17 protein-coding genes are annotated in these 17793 nt (G+C 59.3%); 2 read left to right on the top strand and 15 right to left on the bottom strand.

The window, feature by feature from the left end:
- Positions 1–131 precede the first annotated feature (131 nt).
- The 12 genes from F8N85_RS22885 to F8N85_RS22945 all read right to left on the bottom strand — a co-directional run bounded on the left by F8N85_RS22885 (position 132) and on the right by F8N85_RS22945 (position 13630).
- On the bottom strand, positions 132–1184 hold the full coding sequence (locus F8N85_RS22885) for an RHS repeat-associated core domain-containing protein (protein ID WP_150805788.1): 1053 nt from the start codon (positions 1182–1184) through the stop codon (positions 132–134).
- Positions 1185–1572: 388 nt separating this feature from the next.
- Positions 1573–2598: a DUF2955 domain-containing protein gene (locus F8N85_RS22890; protein WP_150805789.1), complete on the bottom strand. Its 1026-nt coding sequence runs from the start codon at positions 2596–2598 to the stop codon at positions 1573–1575.
- Positions 2588–3727 (bottom strand): HlyD family secretion protein, encoded by a 1140-nt coding sequence (locus F8N85_RS22895; protein WP_150805790.1) that lies wholly within the window; start codon positions 3725–3727, stop codon positions 2588–2590. The genes F8N85_RS22890 and F8N85_RS22895 overlap by 11 nt, the downstream gene beginning before the upstream one ends.
- On the bottom strand, positions 3724–5244 hold the full coding sequence (locus F8N85_RS22900) for an efflux transporter outer membrane subunit (protein WP_191636240.1): 1521 nt from the start codon (positions 5242–5244) through the stop codon (positions 3724–3726). The genes F8N85_RS22895 and F8N85_RS22900 overlap by 4 nt, the downstream gene beginning before the upstream one ends.
- A gap of 43 nt (positions 5245–5287) precedes the next feature.
- Entirely contained in the window at positions 5288–6388 is a 1101-nt protein-coding gene (locus F8N85_RS22905; protein WP_150805792.1) for an AI-2E family transporter, read from the bottom strand.
- 242 nt (positions 6389–6630) lie between these two features.
- Complete coding sequence (locus tag F8N85_RS22910; RefSeq protein ID WP_150805793.1) at positions 6631–7899, bottom strand: OprD family porin; 1269 nt, start codon at positions 7897–7899, stop codon at positions 6631–6633.
- A 150-nt stretch (positions 7900–8049) separates the two neighbouring features.
- On the bottom strand, positions 8050–9054 hold the full coding sequence (locus F8N85_RS22920) for a branched-chain amino acid ABC transporter permease (protein ID WP_150805794.1): 1005 nt from the start codon (positions 9052–9054) through the stop codon (positions 8050–8052).
- A gap of 2 nt (positions 9055–9056) precedes the next feature.
- Positions 9057–9944, bottom strand: a complete 888-nt coding sequence (locus F8N85_RS22925) for a branched-chain amino acid ABC transporter permease (protein ID WP_150805795.1) — start codon at positions 9942–9944, stop codon at positions 9057–9059.
- 73 nt (positions 9945–10017) lie between these two features.
- Positions 10018–11232: an ABC transporter substrate-binding protein gene (locus F8N85_RS22930; protein ID WP_150805796.1), complete on the bottom strand. Its 1215-nt coding sequence runs from the start codon at positions 11230–11232 to the stop codon at positions 10018–10020.
- A gap of 106 nt (positions 11233–11338) precedes the next feature.
- Positions 11339–12061, bottom strand: a complete 723-nt coding sequence (locus F8N85_RS22935; RefSeq protein ID WP_150805797.1) for an ABC transporter ATP-binding protein — start codon at positions 12059–12061, stop codon at positions 11339–11341.
- Positions 12058–12834 carry an ABC transporter ATP-binding protein gene (locus F8N85_RS22940; RefSeq protein ID WP_150805798.1) on the bottom strand — a complete coding sequence of 259 codons (777 nt, stop codon included), beginning with the start codon at positions 12832–12834 and terminating at the stop codon, positions 12058–12060. Before F8N85_RS22940 ends, F8N85_RS22935 begins: the two co-directional genes overlap by 4 nt.
- Before the next feature lie 550 nt (positions 12835–13384).
- On the bottom strand, positions 13385–13630 hold the full coding sequence (locus F8N85_RS22945; RefSeq protein WP_150805799.1) for a hypothetical protein: 246 nt from the start codon (positions 13628–13630) through the stop codon (positions 13385–13387).
- Positions 13631–14570: 940 nt separating this feature from the next.
- Between F8N85_RS22945 and F8N85_RS22950 the strand changes: the two genes are divergently transcribed.
- Positions 14571–15008, top strand: a complete 438-nt coding sequence (locus tag F8N85_RS22950; RefSeq protein ID WP_150805800.1) for a hypothetical protein — start codon at positions 14571–14573, stop codon at positions 15006–15008.
- Between the two features lie 47 nt (positions 15009–15055).
- Positions 15056–15481, top strand: a complete 426-nt coding sequence (locus tag F8N85_RS22955) for a PaaI family thioesterase (RefSeq protein WP_224795734.1) — start codon at positions 15056–15058, stop codon at positions 15479–15481.
- Positions 15482–15575: 94 nt separating this feature from the next.
- On the opposite strand, the gene F8N85_RS22960 is transcribed toward F8N85_RS22955, so the two are convergent.
- From F8N85_RS22960 to F8N85_RS22970, 3 genes are read right to left on the bottom strand one after another with little or no spacing between them, the layout of a single operon-like run.
- Positions 15576–16220 (bottom strand): RraA family protein, encoded by a 645-nt coding sequence (locus F8N85_RS22960; RefSeq protein ID WP_150805801.1) that lies wholly within the window; start codon positions 16218–16220, stop codon positions 15576–15578.
- Positions 16217–16999 carry an IucA/IucC family C-terminal-domain containing protein gene (locus F8N85_RS22965; protein ID WP_150805802.1) on the bottom strand — a complete coding sequence of 261 codons (783 nt, stop codon included), beginning with the start codon at positions 16997–16999 and terminating at the stop codon, positions 16217–16219. Before F8N85_RS22965 ends, F8N85_RS22960 begins: the two co-directional genes overlap by 4 nt.
- On the bottom strand, positions 16996–17787 hold the full coding sequence (locus F8N85_RS22970; protein WP_150805803.1) for an ABC transporter ATP-binding protein: 792 nt from the start codon (positions 17785–17787) through the stop codon (positions 16996–16998). Before F8N85_RS22970 ends, F8N85_RS22965 begins: the two co-directional genes overlap by 4 nt.
- Positions 17788–17793 lie beyond the last annotated feature (6 nt).

The raw sequence follows: 17793 nt of genomic DNA on the forward strand, positions 1-17793 counted from the left end.
ATGGCGTCAGCGTGAAAATACGTAAACGTATCGAGTAAGGATTTGGCTGGGCGCCAAAAACGCGAAGGAAGAACGAATATTAGCGCCAAGCCCGAAAGGCTAAAAACTTCAAACTTGGCGGGTGGGGGACGTTAGCCGTATCTACGAACTCTCGAGACTGCTGTTTCAAGGTTATCGATCATGTCATGAACGTGTCTGAATTTAACATGTACGTCTTGAATTTCCCGGAAAACTCCCAATGAATCTTCTAGATGTTTTATTCTTGATGCCCTGCTGTTGTCTCGGAGTGTTTGACGGTGAAGATTATGCACTTGCCCCACCTTAGTTAGTTTATTTGTTGCGCGCTCCATCGCTTTTTCTATAGCTGGTGTACTCGGGAGCCTTTCCATTCTCGGGATTTCTGCGGCATGCAAGTTAGGAATATTCTCATTAATATGCCTCGTGTTGCGGGAGTCTAATGCGGTGGCAATTCCAGAAATGAAAACGTCGTCGTAAATGTCGATATCAATAATTGGGTTACTGGCTTTAGACACTTGCAGGGATGTTTTACCGTTGACAACCCCATAACCTCTAAGTATTTTATGCATTGTTATATTGGCTTTTATTGTTGAAAGGTGCTCCTTCTGCCCCAAAGCGAACAAGTATTTAAGAAAATGCCCCGTCGGATCTACCCGATTGCGCGGATCGCCTTCGCAGTAGGCGTAGGCATTGATCCCACCTTTTCCAAACGGGCTCATATTGTCCGGGCTGTTAAACCGCATCAACAGCGGATTGAACTGCCGATACCCATTACCTAAATGATAATGCCCGGTCACCGGGTCCGGGCGTTCGCCGTTGAAGCCGAGCAGGCTGAGCAGGCCGTTTTCCGGAGGGCGATAGCCGTAGGGAAGGTAGGCGAAAGGGTGTGGCCGGGTCTTATCGAGAGCGCTCAGTACCGAGCGCTGCAGATCGGTCGCCACCAGGGTGGTGTCGAGCCTGGCGCCGTGGCGTTGCTGTTGCGCCAAGAGCTGATCGTCGTGTTGGACAATGCTGGTTTGCACCGCCCCTTGCACTTCAGTGGCCAAGCGGCTTTTGCAATAAAAACGTTGGATGACAGACTGCGCCAATAGCGCGCAGCCGGTCTGGCGATCCAACGGATCGTATTGGTAGCGGCACAGTACGGTTTCGCGAGGGGACGTGGGCATCGACTGAACTCCATGCAAGGTCTAAAAAACCGGACCTTTAGCATCGGAGTTTTTTTAAGTGTTGCCTACTAGCAGAACTGCTAGGTACCGGGTCTTGTTGGTTTCACACCTTCAGTACGGTCGCTCGGTTCTCGGCGTCTGGATTGCATCAGGAGAAACATTCTAATGCCTCCGCAAATATACGAAATCCGAATATGTGTTTTTCGCACATAAGGTAAAAGACATTACATCAGTACAAAGTCCGGTCTTCCACGTGTAGGAGCGAGCTTGCTCGCGATGGACGTTAACAATAACGCGTATTTCTGAATAAACGCGTCGCCCTTGAGTCCATCGCGAGCAAACGGAACGCCGCCCGGCTGCTCCTACAATAGAGGGGTAGGAAAGCCCTTCAGCGGACGGGTTGGCGCACGCGACGGCGCTGGTCGAGCAGGTGGACCATCAGGCAAGCATATAGGGTGACCAGGATGAACAGGCCCATGCGCACCGCGAAGGCGGTATAGACATCCTTGCCGGCCTCGCTGTCCTGTACTGACTGACCGAGCAGGATAATCAGGGTGATCATGCTGTTAAGCCAGAATCCCGGGCTTTGCCGGGTCGGGCTCAAGGCATACAGCTTGCGCGCCAGCAGCAGCCCGAACAGCAGCATCCACAGGAAGAACATCCACAGATGCACAAACAGGCTGAGGGCACACCAGAACAGGATCGCCAGCAGGCCGCCGAGCAGGGTTGAACCGAGCAGCTCACGGCCGGCATTGCGGGCGGTCGTCGTGGAGCTTTGCTGGCCCAGACTGACGGCCTTCAAGATGATCGGCAGGTAGCTGGCCGGATCGATCAGCGCCAGCAAGAACGTGGGGAGCACGATCAAGGTGGCACGCAGCGCCACCCTGCCGACCTCTTCCGCTGACAGGGTTGGGGCGGCGGGTGGCGACGGCGCATTGGCCGGCTCGGGAAACAGCCAATGGCCGAGGGACAACACCACAACGGCGAGGAGCAGGCCTTTGACCAGAGCACTGATAACCATCACCGCCAGGCCGAAATCGGCGATGCCTGCCGAGGAAATCATGGTCAGGCCAATCACCAGAAAGGTCACGATCAGGTTGCTACCGCCGCGCAGACCAAAACCGAAGGCCAGGAATAGACTTGCGCCGATCAACAGCACGCCGCTGACCGGGTAATAACGCAGCATGGGGATCAACAGCAGGCCAACGCCGGTGGTCAGCATCGCGACCAGCGCCAGGCCCAGCCCGGCCTTGAATGACAGCGGGCGGTTGACCGTGGCCAGGAGCATCAGGCCCAGCACCGGCGCGATAAAGGGAATCGGCAGTTCCAGCCCAAAGCTGGCGGCCAGACACACCGCAGTACCGCTGGCCAGGCGCAATGCACGCTGAACCCGGGTGGTGTGTTTAGTAGGCATAGGACAGCCAACTCATCAGCCAGAGAAACCCGCGACCGAGCGGGTTCAGCGGATTGCCCGGGCTGGGAAAGGCCATGACCTCGGCCTGCCCGCCGGCGCGGATTCCGCGACTGTCACGCAGCGTGGCCAATGACTGCGCAGATAACTCGATAATCACCGGGAAACGCTGGGCCGGGCGCAGCCAGTCGCGACTGTTCTCCACACTGGGCAAGGTCCCGGGCGCCGGCGCCTGCCCCACGCTGACGCCGTAGCCGACGCTGCGCACGCGCCCCTCGAATACCTCGCCGGGCAGCGCGTCCAGCACAATCGCCACCGGGGTTTCAGGTTTGACCAGGCCCAGGTTGTTCTCGGTCATTTCCGCACTGATCCACACATCATGGATGGCGATCAGGGTCATCACCGGGCTGCCGGCCGCGGCATACAGGCCGACATCGGTGCGCAGGTCGGTGATCAACCCGGCGGAACGTGCCCGGACCTGGGTGTTGGCCAGGTCCAATCGGGCTTTTTCCAGGGTGGTGGTGGCACTGCGCAGCAGGGCGTTGTCTTCCTCACTGCCGCCTTCTTGCTCACGTGCCCGTTGAACTTCGGCCCGCGCCGCGACCACCTGGCTGAGCGCCTGTTCGTGGTTGGCCCGCGACACTTCGAGCAGGCGCACGGAAATGGTGCCCCGATCTTCGCGATACAGGCCTTCCAGGCGCTGATTGTCCTGGCGCGTCTTGAGCTCATTGGCCTGGGCGGCCCGCAAGGACGCTTGCGCCGAGGCAATCCCGGCGGTGCTGGCACCGATCTGGCGGCGGGTCGATTCGAGGTCGGCGCGCGCACGGTCGACAGCGATCTGGTACGACTGCGGGTCCACCTCGAAGAGCAGCTGCCCAGCCTCGACGTCCTGATTGTTGCGCACCTGCACGCGGGTCACCCTTCCTGCCACCTCCGCCGCCACCGGAATGACAAAGGCCTGCACCCGCGCCTGTTGTGTATAGGGGGTAAAGCGGTCAGCCAGCAGGTACCAGAGCAGGCTGAGGACGATCAGCACCACCACCCACTTCGTGCCCTTGCGCACCGGGTCGGCGGCAGGTTCCGGCGCTTTATCGGCGGGCACCTCGGGGACGGACTGCGAGGCTTCACTCATCGTTTTTTACCTTGTGTGGAGTCGGGCTGAGGCTGGCCAGGAGGTGCGGGTTCATCCAGCAGGTCGCCCCAGTCCGTGCGTTGCTGCATCTGCTCGCGGGTGGCCTGATCAACTCTCGGCTGGGCGCTGTACCAGCCCCCCCCCAGGGCCTTGTACAGGGCGATCAGATTGCTGACGGCATTGCTGCGGCTGAGCAGGTAGTTGTCCTGTTGCTGGAGCAGCGCGCGCTGGGCATCCAGCACCCGCTGGAAGTCCGAGTAGCCTTCGCGATACTGGGCACTGGCCAGGACCAGCGAACGCTGGGCGGACAAGGCCGCCTCGCGCAGGATGCGTTCGCGCTCCAGTGACTTGATCAGGCCGCTGGCGGCATCGTCGGCCTCGCGCGCTGCCTGGCGCACCTGGTCACGGTAGACCTCGATCAACTGCTGCAAGCGGGCATCCTGCACCCGTACGTTGTTGCTGATGTTGCCGTGATCGAACAGATTCCAGCGCAGGCTCGGGCCGCCGACCAGGTCAAGGGTGTTGGAGGCACCGCTCAATGAAGTGGTGGACCAGACGATGCTGCCGAGCAGGGTCAACGACGGGTAGAAATCGCTTTCGGCGACGCCGATGAGCGCGGACTGGGCCGCGACATTCAGTTCGGCGGCGCGGACGTCCGGCCGCCGCAGCAGCAGATTGGCCGGCACGTCCTGCAGTACGGAGCGGTCGACCAGCGGGATCAGCCCCTCCTGCTCGGCGAGCTGTGGCAGCGGACCGGGCGGTCGGCCGATCAGCACTGCCAGGGCATTACGGGTACGCAGTACCTGGTCTTCGAAATCCGGAATGGTGCTCAGGGTGCCCAGGTACTGGGTCTTGGCTTGTTGCAGGTCGAGCTCGGCCGTCTGCCCGCTGTTGAACAACTTCTCGGTGATCTCAAAGCTGCGTTTTTGCTGCCCGGCGTTTTCGCGGGCGACGCGCAAACGCGCTTCGGTGGTACGCAGCACAAAGTACGTATCGGCGACCTGGGCCCGCAGCAACACCAGCACGTCCTCATAATTGGCCTGGGCGGCGAAGTAGCTGGCATCGGACGACTCGATGGCCCGACTGAAGCGCCCCCAGAAATCCAGTTCCCAGCCGATGTCGAAGCCGGCGCTGTGTTGCCAGAAATGGCTGTCCACGGGGTTACGCCCACCGGATTGATTGCGGTCGAAATACAGACTGTCGGCGCTGGCCTGCTGCAGTTGCGGATAACGACCGCTTTGGGCGATGCCCAACTGGGCACGGGCTTCCATCACCCGTAGGCCAGCAATTTTCAGGTTGGAGTTATGGGCATCGGTTTCGGCAATCAGACGGTCGAGGACCGGATCGGCAAAGACCTGCCACCACTCGCGTATATCGGGCTGTCGACGCTGCTGGCTGGCCTGCTCGAGTGCCGGGCTGTTCCAGTGTTCGATCCAGGCCTCGCCTGGCGCCTGGAAATCCGGTCCCAGGCGCACACAGCCACTGAGGCCCAGTCCCCCTATCAGGAGTATCCCCATCAGGGGTAACCGGCCTCGGTGAAATGCCAGGAACATAGGCCCGTCAGATCTTCGGCTGGTCGTCTGGCACACCTTGCGGCTGGTCTTGCACCCACTGCCAGAACAGCTGATAGCCGACCGCAAGCACCACCGGGCCGATGAACAGACCGATGATGCCACCGGTGACCATGCCCCCGAGGGCCCCGATCAGCACCACCGGCATCGGCACATCGACGCCGCGCCCCAACAGCAGTGGCTTGAGCACGTTATCCACCAGGCCGGCAACGAAGACATAAATGGAAAAGACGATGCCCGCCGTGCTGACCCCCTCGGTGGCGAATACGTAGACGATCACCGGAATGGTAATCAGCGTCGCGGGTAACTGCATGATCCCCAGCAACAACACCGCCAGGGCCAGCAGCCCGGCGCCGGGGATGCCCTTGAGGACGAAGCCGACGCCCACCAGCAGCATTTGGATGAAGGCGATGCCGACCACCCCCAGCGCTACCGCACGAATGGTCGCGGTGCACAGCGCGGCCAGTTGCGGTCCCTTGGCCGGACCGCTGATACGCGAAGCGATCTGCACCGCACTGCGGCTGCCACCCTCGCCATAAGCCATGAAGATCCCGGCGATGATCAGGGAACAAATGAAAATCAGGAAACCCATGCCGACCCCGGCGAGCTTGCTCAACAGGGTCAGGCTGATCCCTTTGATCTGCGGTATGTACTTCTCGGTCAGCCCCGGAAGGTCGGTGGCCGCCTGCAGCCAGACGCCATGCACGCGCTTGCCCACCAGCGGCCAATCGGCGACTGCATCGGCCGGCGGAGCAATCTGGAAGCCACCGTCCTTGAGCAGGACCATAGCGCGCTCGACCGAGTCGGCAATCGAGGTGCCCAAGAGGTAGATCGGCACCATGAGAATAACGATGGCAATCAGCACGATCAGCGTCGCGATGAGTCCGTCCTTGTAGCCCAGCATGCCCTTGAGCCGGCCTTGCAGTGGGTAGAGGGTGATCGCCAGGATCAGCGACCAGAGCAACAGATCGCGGAACGGGCGGAATATCTCGAAGCAGAACAGCACCAGAACGACAATCAGCCCGGCACGAATCAGCACATCGAGCAGACCACGGGAAAACGTTTTCTCGGAAGTGGACGTGGGCACCATTGATTGCCTCCTTGCAGATCGCTGCACAGGAATGAGGGGGTAAGCCCAGCATAGACGGTCAATGGGACGTCATCTTTGTGTACCCCGCAAAAAATCGCAGCCTGCGGCAGCTCCTACGCCGACCGCGTACATCCGCAATTTTGCGGGTGTACAAAAATCCCTCTGTAGGAGCTGCCGCAGGTTCGGGCCGCGTTCGGACGATCTCTTGATCTTGCTTTTCTGATTTGTACCCCAGGACAGCCTTACCAGATCGGCAAGCTGTAGCTGACGATCAGGCGATTCTCGTCGATTTCACTGGCGAAGCTCGAGCGATAGGTCGCATTGCGCCATTTGATGCCGAGGTTTTTCAGCGTGCCACTCTGGATCACGTAGCCGATGTCGGTATTACGCTCCCACTCCTTGCCGGTTCCCGAAGCGGCCCCCAGGTCGACCTGGTCGCCTTTTACATAGCGGGTCATAAAGGTCAGGCCGGGAACGCCCAGGCCGGCGAAGTTGAAATCGTAACGGGCTTGCAGGGAGCGTTCGTCCTGATTGCCGAAGTCGTTGATCTGCAGCAGGTTGATCAGGTACGGGTCGGTGCCGTGAACGTTGGCGAAACCGGTATCGCCGTTCATTTTCTGGTAGCCGAGGCCAAAGGCGTGCGCGCCCAGCGAGTAGGTGAACATCGCGCCGAGCATTCGGTTGTCGACATTGCTGCTGCCGTCATCGGTCGAACGGGCCCAACGCAGATCGGTTTTCAGCGCCTGCCCCTCGGTCACCGGCAACACATGCACCAGCGTCAGGTAATGCTGCTTGTACAGATCGTCCAGCTGCGCATAGTGGTAGCCCGTACTCAGCGCCTTGCTCCACATATAGTTGCCACCGACAAAGTCGAACTGGTCGGTGGTCGACTTCGCCCCGGTCACGATGTTGCGCCTGGGGCCTTTCATCAGCGTCATGTCTTCGCGATTGGTCGAATCGCGCTGGTTCACCTGAGTGAGGCGACCGGCGTCGAAGGTCAGACCCGCGAGGTCCGTCGAGCTCAGCCAACCTCCCTGGAAAGTCTGCGGCAGCAGGCGCGAATCGTTGGGCTGCAAGACCGGCAGCTTGGGAATCAGGGTCCCCGCCTTGAGAGTGGATTTGGAGACCCGTAGCTTGGCGGTCAGGCCAAGCTCGCTGTTTTCATCGGGAGCCCTCCTGGACTCGGCGCCACGGGGCAGCAGGCCGGTGGCACCGGCGCGATCGGGGCTCGAATCCAGTTTGATGCCGAGCAGGCCGAGGGCATCGACCCCGACGCCCACTGGCCCCTCGGTGTAACCGGATTCGTAGCGCAACAAGAACCCTTGTGCCCACTCCTCGCCCTTGTTTTGTGGGGCCGCTGGTTGGCGGAAGTCGCGGTTCATATAGAAATTGCGCATATCCAGGCTGGCCTTGCTGTCGGCGAGAAACTCGGCAGACGCGGGTGAACAGACCCCAATGGCGCCGGCAAGGCCGGGCACCAGAAAAACACAGGCAGAACGAATGACGTGCATAGGTCTCTCTTCTTATTAGATAACTGGATTTGTGTCGGTGGTGTAGGAGCGAGCTTGCTCGCGATGGACCCAAGGGCGCCGCGTGTATTCAGAAAGCACGCGTCATCGTTAACGACCATCGCGAGCAGGCTCGCTCCTACAGGGCAAGCCTTAGAAATTGCGCCGAGCCAGCTTCAGTACCCAGCCGACGATGCCGACCCGGAACAGCAGCACGCAGATGACGAAGATCATGCCGAGGATCACGTGCACCCACTCGCCCAGCGGTCCGTTGGACAGGTAGCTCTGCAGGGTGACTACCACTGTGGCGCCAACGAACGGGCCGAGCACGGTGCCCACACCGCCAAGCAGGGTCATCAGAATCACCTCGCCGGACATGTGCCAATGGGCGTCGGTCAACGACGCCAGCTGGAACACCACCGTCTTGGTCGAGCCGGCCAGGCCGGTCAGCGCGGCGGAGATGACAAAGGCCAGCAGCTTGTGCGCATCGACGTTGTAACCCAGGGAAATCGCCCGCGGCTCGTTCTCGCGGATCGCCTTGAGCACCTGACCGTAGGGCGAGTGGATGGTGCGCTGGATGACGGCGTAACCGAACACGAACACCGCGAGGACGAAGTAGTACATCGTCAGGTTGTTGTTCAGGTCGAACAGGCCAAGCAGCTGACCACGGGGCACGCCGTGCAGACCGTTCTCACCGCCGGTGAAAGGCGCCTGCACGTAGATGAAGAACACCAACTGCGCCAACGCCAGGGTAATCATCGCGAAGTAGATGCCCTGGCGCCGGATCGCCAGCAGGCCGAACAGCAGGCCGAGCACGGCGGATGCCAGGGTCCCGGCGAGAATGCCCAGTTCGGTCCCCAGGCCGCTGTAGTGGCTGAGCAGGTAACCGGTGACATAACCGCCGCTGGCGAGAAAGGCGGCATGCCCGAAAGACAACAGACCGGCGTAGCCGAGCAACAGGTTGAAGGCGCAGGCGAACAGCGCGAAGCACAGCAGCTTCATCAGGAACACCGGGTACACCGCCAGTGGCGCGGCCAGTGCTATGGCAAACAGTGCCAGATAGAACCAACGCTTGCGCCGTACGGCAGCCTGACGCCGCTCCTGGACCACCTGCGGTTGCAGAACCGGAGCGCCCTGCTTGATTTCCAGACTCGTCATGTTTACGCCTCCTTTCCGAACAGTCCCGCGGGACGAACCAGCAACACCAGCACCATGACCAGGAACACCACGGTGTTGGCCGCCTCAGGATAAAAAACCTTGGTCACGCCCTCGATCAGGCCCATGGCCAGACCGGTAACGATGGCGCCCATGATCGAGCCCATGCCGCCGATCACCACCACAGCGAACACCACGATCAGCAGGTTGGCGCCCATGGTCGGCGTGACCGAGTAGATCGGCGCAGCCAGTACGCCGGCGAACGCCGCCAGGGCTGCGCCAAAGCCATAGGTCAGAGTGATCAATAACGGCACGTTGATGCCGAACGCCTGCATCAGCTTCGGATTCTCGGTACCGGCCCGCAGGTAGGAACCCAGACGAGTGCGCTCGATCATGAACCAGGTGGCCACGCACACCACCAGCGCGGCCACTACCACCCAGGCGCGGTAGGTCGGCAGGAACATGAAGCCGAGGTTATAACCGCCCTTGAGCAGCTCCGGCATCGGATAGGAAGACCCGGAGACGCCGAACAGTTTGACGAAGGAGCCCTCGACAATCAGCGCCAGGCCAAAGGTCAGCAGTAGACCGTAGAGGTGATCCTCACCGGCAATCCGCCGCAACAGGCCGCGCTCGATGAGCATGCCGAGGACACCGACCACCAGCGGCGCCAGCACCAATGCGAGCCAATAATTCACACCCAGGTAGTTGAGCCCGAGCACGGCGGTGAAGGCGCCGAGCATGTACTGGGCGCCATGGGCGAAGTTGATGATCCGCAGAAGCCCGAAGATGATCGCCAGGCCCAGGCTGAGTAAGGCATAGAAGGCCCCGTTGATCAGCCCAAGGAGCACCTGGCCGAACAGTACGCTCAGGGGAATACCGAATACGATAGTCATGATTTACCACCCGCTGAAAGTCCGTGACACCCGGCTGCCGGCAGCCGGGTAAGTAGCTGGAGTCACATGCCGATCAGCTTTTGGTCAGCAGCTTGCACTTGCTTTCGGCCAGCGGGCGGTAGGCTTCTTCCCCCGGAATGGTCCGCACGATCTTGTACAGGTCCCACTCCCCTTTCGATTCGGCCGGGGTCTTGACCTGGACCAGATACATGTCGTGGACCATGCGGCCATCGGCGCGGATCGTGCCGTTTTTTGCAAACATGTCGTTGACCGGGGTCGCCACCATCTGCGCACGCACCGCCTTCGCATCGTCGCTGCCGCTGGCCTTGACCGCGTTCAGGTAGTTCATGGTCGCCGAGTAGATGCCCGCCGGCACCATGCCCGGCATCTTGCCGGTCCGCTTGAAGTAGCGCTGAGCCCAGGCGCGGCTCTCGTCGTTCATGTCCCAGTACCAGCCGGTGGTCAGCATCAGCCCTTGGGTCACTTCCAGGCCCATGGCATGAATGTCGTTGAGGAACACCACCATGCCGGCCAGCTTCTGCCCGGACTGGGCAATGCCGAACTGGCTGGCGGTCATCAGCGAATTGACGGTGTCGGAACCGGCGTTGGCGAAGGCGATCACGTCAGCGCCAGACCCTTGCGCCTGCAAGATGTAGGAAGAAAAATCGCCGCTGGGGAACGGGTGGCGAACCTTGCCGACCACCTTGCCGCCATCGGCCTCGACGACCTTGGTGATATCCGATTCCATTGCATGGCCGAAGGCATAGTCAGCCGTCAGGATGAACCAGTTCTTGCCGCCGGAAGCGAGCACGGCTTTGGCAGTGCCGTTGGCCAGTGCGTAGGAGTCGTAGGTCCAGTGGATGTGATTGGGCGAGCAGAATTCGTTGGTCAGGCTGGAGGCCGCCGCGCCGGAAATCAGCGCCAGTTTGCCGGCCTGCTCCACCACCTTGCTTGCCGCCAGCACCACCGACGACGCAACCATCCCGGTGACCATGTCGACATTGCGCTCATCGACCCACTGGCGCACGGTGTTGGCGCCGACATCCGGCTTGTTCAGGTCATCGGCACTGAACACCACGATTTTCTTGCCGTTGACCTGACCGCCGAAGTCCTCGACGGCCATATTCAACGCTTCCAGGCCACCGGGGCCGGAGAGGTCGCGGTAAGTCCCGGACATATCGGCCAGGTAGCCGATTCGGACCTCGTCGTCGCTGACCTGTGCCTGAGCGGCGCTGACGAGCAGGCTGGAGACGAGAATGGCGCGTGCAGTCTTCTGAAAAACCTTCATCTAGTTCACCCATTTTCCACAGTTATTGTTGTTCCGGGCAAAGCAACCCCGTGCCGGCAGCCCTGGAGCCGCGCCGACATCGATCTAGCCAGGGGTAAAACGGGTCTCAGACGCCGAGACAGTTCTGCAGGAGCTCTTGTTTGGACTCCAGTTCAGCGGCGCTGATTTCCTCCACGATCTGACCGTGGTCCATCAAGTAATGGCGGTCAGCCAGAGGTGCGGCGAAGCGGAAATTCTGCTCCACCAACACAATGGTCAAACCCTTCTTCTTGAGCTTGATCAGCACCTCGGCCAGCTTCTGCACGATCACCGGGGCCAGGCCTTCGGTGATCTCGTCCAGCAGCAACAGATTGGCGCCCGTGCGCAGGATCCGCGCCATGGCCAGCATTTGCTGCTCGCCGCCGGACAGGCGCGTGCCCTGGCTGAAACGCCGCTCGTAAAGATTGGGGAACATCTCGTAGATTTCATCGAGGCTCATGCCGTCGCTGCGCACCATCGGCGGCAGCAGGAGGTTTTCCTCGACATTGAGGCTGGCGAAAATGCCGCGCTCTTCCGGGCAATAGCCGACGCCCAGACGCGGGATCAAATGCGCGGCGAGACCAATGGTCTCGTTGCCGTTGACCACGATTGAACCGGTGCGGCGGCCTACCATATTCATGATCGCGCGCAGGGTGGTGGAACGCCCCGAGCCGTTGCGTCCAAGCAGGGTGACCAGTTCACCGCGCCGCACCTGCAGGTCGATGCCATGCAGGATGTGCGATTCGCCATAGAAGGCATGCAGGTCGCCGACCCGCAGTTGCTCGAAATCCGGGGTGTGCAGACTGCTCATGCGTGTGCCCCCTCGAGACTGACGGCTTCGCTGCCCAGGTAGGCCTCACGCACCTGCGCATTGGCTGAAACGCTGGCGTAGTCGCCTTCGGCGAGAATCGCCCCCCGGGCCAATACGGTAATCCGGTCGCACAGTTCACTGACCACCCCGAGGTTGTGCTCGACCATCAGCACCGTGCGCCCTACAGCGGCGCGGCGCACCAGGCCAATGACCATGTTCACGTCCTCGCGGCCCATGCCCTGGGTCGGTTCGTCGAGTAATAGCACCGTGGGATCCAGGGCCAGGGTGGTGGCCAATTCCAGGGCGCGCTTGCGGCCATAGGGCAGCTCGATGGTCAGGGTGTCGGCGTAGTCGAGCAGACCGACCTCCTCCAGCATCTGCAACGCCCGTTCATTGAGTGCGTCGAGGCTGCGCTCGGACTTCCAGAAGTGGAACGAGTTGCCCAGCTTGCGCTGCAACGCCACACGCACGTTCTCCACCACACTCATGTGGCCGAACACCGCGGATATCTGGAATGAACGAACCAGGCCCAGACGCGCGATTTCATTGGGTTTGAAACGGGTGATCGGCTGGCCAAGGTAGAGGATCTCGCCACGAGTGGGCGGGAGGAACTTGGTGAGGAGGTTGAAGACGGTAGTTTTGCCGGCCCCGTTGGGTCCGATCAGTGCGTGAATATGCCCCTTCTGCACACGCAGATCGACCGAATCCACTGCGGTGAAACCGCGGAATTCCTTGGTCAAGCCACGCGTTTCCAACACGATCTCTGGTGACATGTGGAGCCCTCTAACCTTGATTTGTTTTTATTGGTTATGGCGCTGCGGACACTATTACGTTTACGTAAACGACAACACTATACGAAAGTCTAAGACGGACCAGCGGGTATAAATACGACCAGAAATATCAGACAACCCCGGCGTTGGTGCCGGGTGACAAGCTTCAGACGGCGCAAGCGCCGGAACGGGTGGATGGGTTCATCCTGTGTACCCATTGTTTATTCGTGCGGGCTTGGCTCAAAGCAGACGAGGCCGAGTATAGGTGGGTGCTAGCAAAATAATACCGCGCAAAAAAGACGGTCCGTTGTGCAAAAAAACATGTGTGTGGCTTACCCGCGAAAAACCATGGAATTCACCCATGTAAACGTGTGTGGGCAAAACGGAGCTGCCGCAGGCTGCGATCTTTAGGGGTATCCAGTGCTTGACTGACTGGCATTGGGGCAAACCCGCTCCCACAGCGGGGCCGTCAACACGGTTTTGCTTTGTCCGGCGTAGCGATAAAGGGACGCAGACTTATGGTCGAGCCTGGCCAGATAAAAAAGCACCTCACTCATGAGCTGCTCCCCGGCGCCTCAGCCTGTTGAGCTCGCACCAGTATTACTTGTATCTTAGGTTCAAGCACACTCAGCGCCTGACGCAACAAATCGGTAGCGGCCTGCATTTCTTGCGCACGTTGCGTGCTGATGACCAGCGGGCGATATGACCGAGACGCCGTAACAGAATCTTCAATAAATCGCTTGAATACAAAACAAGCACGCATCATGTCGCCCATCGCCAAAATATCATCAACAACCATTTTTCACCCCTCACTTATCCCTATTGGCTGCGGCTTGTTTGCACTGAAAAAAAACTGATAGCGAAGCTGATTATCCATCAGCAAAAAATACACAATGAGGCCTGCTACCCCCTGCGCATTAATGCCCTCGGCCTTAGTTCGAAAACCTGTTGTCGCTCCGTTTCACACTTGCAGATTCCCGGAACAAGCGTTGATTGTCTACTGTCAAGTCTGACAGGTACCCCGTATTATTTTTTGAGCGTTACTTTAGATCGACAACGCCAGCCGATATCGCAATGACATCACTGCACGTGTATTGAAAAGTACAGTACAGATCGCTATTCCCTTATTTATAAGCGCTCCCTGAACCTCACATTTTAAAGGTGGGGATCTATGGCTATCCTGGAATTTGCGGGTGCGCGCGGATTTGAACATTGAGTTGCCACCGAGAACGTCGAACGGGTCGGTGGGGGACTTTGCCTGTTGGGGCCACCCGTCAGGGTGCTTGACCCACATTTATAAACCCTTGGACAGCTAACCACCTGTTATTTCTGACAGTAGACAACCACGAATCCACAAATTAGGTTAGATCGTGCTCGGGCCAAACAGGCCTTCGAATCAGGTGAACGGTATGAAAACCAGTCAAAGTGTTTTGCTAACACCCCGACCCATTGACCTTAGTCAGGACAGTGTTTGGGTGAAAAACGAGCTTTGCGCAAGCGGGCTCGATTCCAGGGATGACATGTGCATACCACTGACACGCCCTCCTGTCCCACGCTCCGTCCACCGCACCTCAATACAGAAAAATGACAACATTCGCGTTCTCGCAGAAATGCTCCATGGTTGTTTGATCAGGAGCCAAGGTGACTTTGAACGAGGGGCCCATGAACGCGTAAAGGCGCAGTCTTCCAAACATATATAGGCAATCCTGTCCCCTGCCATACTGATTGGAAACCTTGCCATGAACATGTTTGCCTGGCTTGCGCTCGTCAGCTACTCGCTAGCTTTTCTAATCGTTTTAGCTTTCTCAATTGCTTACTTGAAGCGGTCTGACTTCATGCCCTACCACGGTATCGCCATTGGCCGTCGTTGGAGCGAAGTCGAACCCCGTACTCAGGTACTGCTCCTGGCGCTGATCAAGGTCACCGGGGCGGCTTGGTTGGCATTGGCGCTGGCGGGATTTTTCCTCCTGTACTTGTTGTTCCCCGGTAATGGAGAATTTGTCCAACTGATCGTATTTCAATTGTTCTGCCTGATTGCGCTTTCCCCTGCTGTAGGGGTGGCCACCTATGTGCGAAAGAAAACCAATGCACCGACGCCTATCCGAAGCGGTGTTTTGCCAGTGATTCTGTCATTACTTGGATTCACGTTTGCCGTACTTTCAGGTCGGTACATGTAGCACCGGCGTAAGACACCCCAATACCCTACAGTCGCAGGTCGCCAACCATGAATCGCAACGCATTATTCTGGAAAATTGTCACTGGTGAACTTCCGTTGCCGAATGCCGCCATCTTGTTGGGTTGGAAGTTCGTCGATTACGATGAAGACCAATGCGAAGCGCATATCGAGTTTGACGCCACGGCGTCGTTGACCAATCCAATGGGCAATATTCAGGGCGGAATGCTCTCAGCCATGCTGGACGACTGCATGGGCCCTGCCATCTACGCAAACTTGCCGAATAACCAGATCGCCGTGACGATCGAATCGAAAACCAATTTCGTCAGTCCCGCATCGCCAGGTCGAATTATCGGATGGGGTCGGCTCGATCATGCAAAGGGCACGATTTGCTTCACCTCGGGTCGGCTGATCAATGAAGCCGGCGAGGTTCTGGCAACGGCGACAGCCACCTACCGTATCTGCAACTTCCGCTGACACGGACTTTGCGTCCCGAATGTCCTTGCCAAGGGCATTTTGAAGCGGGAGATGGCCAAGCAAGCGAAGTAGTCACGGGGCGATTGCCGGACGCTCACCCTTCGCCGGAACCGACCGGGGATGTGGCAGCCAGCCTCAGCAAAAACTCCTCCCGGCGAACCCGGTCCATTGTCTCTTTGGCCAAAAGCTCGGGAAATAAAGCCTGGGCCTGCTGCGCATCGAGGATAAACCCCCCGTCATCGTCACCAATGGCAATGTCCCCGGGCTGCACCCGGACCTCGCCGACGCTGACCGGCTGGTTGACCTCTCCTTGCAAGCCGATGCTGCGGGTAGTGAAAGCGCTGACCTCGCGGCAAAACACTGGAAGCTTGTGCAGACGCAATGCACTGACGTCGGTGACTGCACCTGACACCACCACCCCGGCCAGCCCTTTGATCAATCCGGCCAAGGTGCGCAACTCGCCCCAACAGGCACATTCAGCATCGCCCACGCACTCGATGACCAGCACGTCACCCGGCTGGCTGAGCAACAGTGCCTCACGCAGGACGCTGCCGTCGGGGGTAAAGACTTTAACCGTGACCACATTGCCGACCATGCGGATGTCGTTGAACAGCGGTTTGATGCCCCGCAGGTAACCACTGCCGGTCAGATGACCGATGGTCGATGAAGCGATCTTGCGGTACTCGCCCAGCACCTCATCACTGACCAGCTGGCGGCGCGGCGCTATCCGGTCATTCATCGGCATTTCCTCGGGCGTAACAATGGGCAGGTCGAACAGTATTCAACCGGCTCGCTGGCTTGATAGTAGAAGCAACAGGTTCGACGAAAGCGAATGCTGCGCTGCCCATCGTCAACCAGCGTGGGAGGAAGTCGAAAATGGCTCAGCGGATTGTAATCAAGGCCGAACAAGGCCGGCTGTGCCTGGGTCAGCAGCCAGCTGAAATCCGCTTCATAGCGTTCACGTATCGGCGGTTCCTCGATCTTTACCATGCGCTTTTCATACAGCGAATACACCCGAGCTGCAGTGTTATCCCACAAAATACGCCGGGAAATGCCGCTGACGCTGTAAAAGGTTTGCCAGAGCGGTTGCAGCACTCCGGCAAACAGTGAGTGCACAATGGTCTCGCGCCAGGCATCGCGTTCACCGGTCGCATAGGCAAACGGCAGCTCTTGATGGAGCGGCAGAGAGGACGTCCAGAGGCCCTCGTCGTGCCCGTATTCGATTACCGTGTTGTCCAGCGATAGCAGCAGCCCTTTGTCGTACACCGACATGGCGTACAAACAAGCACCGGTTGCCAGAAATGACAGCCGTTTACCCAGCAACGAAGCGGTAATCTTGCGCGAAGGTGAACCGATGACTGGCGTCAGCTCATCCAGCAGACGTTCGCAGACATCCTCCTGCAACAAGGCCCGTGCCGTCAGCGAGCGTAGCGGATCGCGCTCTGCCGATTCCTTCAGACGCAGCCCTGCGCTAAGCACTGCCCACTCCTGCGCAGTGAAATGGTGGGCCAGACTCATTGCGGCAGTTCCCTACCAAACGGAATGCACATCGGCGTACCGAAGAATGGATCGGGGATAATCCGGCAATTGAGGTCGAACACCGTCTTGACCAGCGCCTCGGTCAAGACCTCCTCGGGCCGACCCTGGGCAAAGGCGCCGCGGTTATGTACGGCGACCATATGGTCGGCGTAGCGACAGGCGAGATTGAGGTCGTGCAACACCATGACGATGGTTTTGTTCTCGCGCCGGTTGAGGTCGCGCAGCAGATCCAGCACTTCGATCTGGTGCGCCAGATCGAGAAAGGTCGTCGGCTCATCCAGCAGCACGATGCCGGTATCCTGGGCCAGCGTCATGGCGATCCACGCGCGCTGACGCTGCCCTCCGGAAAGCGCATCCACCGGTCGATCAGCCAATGCCTCCAACCCGGTTTGGCTCAGCGCTCGATTGACCATGGCTTCATCTTCAGCCGACCACTGTTGCATCCAGCTCTGATAAGGGTAACGGCCCAGGCCCACCAGTTGGCGGACGGTAATGCCCTCGGGCGCCGTGGGCGTCTGCGGCAGAATCGCCAACTCACGGGCCACGGTTGCGGTGGATTTCTGGCGGATATCCACACCGTTGAGAATCACCGTGCCGTGGGTCGGCTTGAGCAGTCGGGCAAAGGACTTGAGCAAGGTGCTTTTGCCACAACCGTTACTGCCGATCAGCACCGTGACCTTGCCCTTGGGCAGTTGCAGATCCAGCTCATCTATAATCACCTGGCGCTGATAACTCAGGGTCAGGCCGCGACTTGCAATCAACGTCATGCCTTG

Origin of the sequence: Pseudomonas fluorescens (assembly GCF_902497875.1) — a bacterium.
Lineage (GTDB): Bacteria > Pseudomonadota > Gammaproteobacteria > Pseudomonadales > Pseudomonadaceae > Aquipseudomonas > Aquipseudomonas fluorescens_BR.

Bases quoted from the DNA above. Each gene is read 5' to 3' on its own strand.
- F8N85_RS22885 (WP_150805788.1), bottom strand. From the start codon at position 1,184: ATGCCCACGTCCCCTCGCGAAACCGTACTGTGCCGCTACCAATACGAT.
- F8N85_RS22890 (WP_150805789.1), bottom strand. From the start codon at position 2,598: ATGCCTACTAAACACACCACCCGGGTTCAGCGTGCATTGCGCCTGGCC.
- F8N85_RS22895 (WP_150805790.1), bottom strand. From the start codon at position 3,727: ATGAGTGAAGCCTCGCAGTCCGTCCCCGAGGTGCCCGCCGATAAAGCG.
- F8N85_RS22900 (WP_191636240.1), bottom strand. From the start codon at position 5,244: ATGGGGATACTCCTGATAGGGGGACTGGGCCTCAGTGGCTGTGTGCGC.
- F8N85_RS22905 (WP_150805792.1), bottom strand. From the start codon at position 6,388: ATGGTGCCCACGTCCACTTCCGAGAAAACGTTTTCCCGTGGTCTGCTC.
- F8N85_RS22910 (WP_150805793.1), bottom strand. From the start codon at position 7,899: ATGCACGTCATTCGTTCTGCCTGTGTTTTTCTGGTGCCCGGCCTTGCC.
- F8N85_RS22920 (WP_150805794.1), bottom strand. From the start codon at position 9,054: ATGACGAGTCTGGAAATCAAGCAGGGCGCTCCGGTTCTGCAACCGCAG.
- F8N85_RS22925 (WP_150805795.1), bottom strand. From the start codon at position 9,944: ATGACTATCGTATTCGGTATTCCCCTGAGCGTACTGTTCGGCCAGGTG.
- F8N85_RS22930 (WP_150805796.1), bottom strand. From the start codon at position 11,232: ATGAAGGTTTTTCAGAAGACTGCACGCGCCATTCTCGTCTCCAGCCTG.
- F8N85_RS22935 (WP_150805797.1), bottom strand. From the start codon at position 12,061: ATGAGCAGTCTGCACACCCCGGATTTCGAGCAACTGCGGGTCGGCGAC.
- F8N85_RS22940 (WP_150805798.1), bottom strand. From the start codon at position 12,834: ATGTCACCAGAGATCGTGTTGGAAACGCGTGGCTTGACCAAGGAATTC.
- F8N85_RS22945 (WP_150805799.1), bottom strand. From the start codon at position 13,630: ATGGTTGTTGATGATATTTTGGCGATGGGCGACATGATGCGTGCTTGT.
- F8N85_RS22950 (WP_150805800.1), top strand. From the start codon at position 14,571: ATGAACATGTTTGCCTGGCTTGCGCTCGTCAGCTACTCGCTAGCTTTT.
- F8N85_RS22955 (WP_224795734.1), top strand. From the start codon at position 15,056: ATGAATCGCAACGCATTATTCTGGAAAATTGTCACTGGTGAACTTCCG.
- F8N85_RS22960 (WP_150805801.1), bottom strand. From the start codon at position 16,220: ATGAATGACCGGATAGCGCCGCGCCGCCAGCTGGTCAGTGATGAGGTG.
- F8N85_RS22965 (WP_150805802.1), bottom strand. From the start codon at position 16,999: ATGAGTCTGGCCCACCATTTCACTGCGCAGGAGTGGGCAGTGCTTAGC.
- F8N85_RS22970 (WP_150805803.1), bottom strand. From the start codon at position 17,787: ATGACGTTGATTGCAAGTCGCGGCCTGACCCTGAGTTATCAGCGCCAG.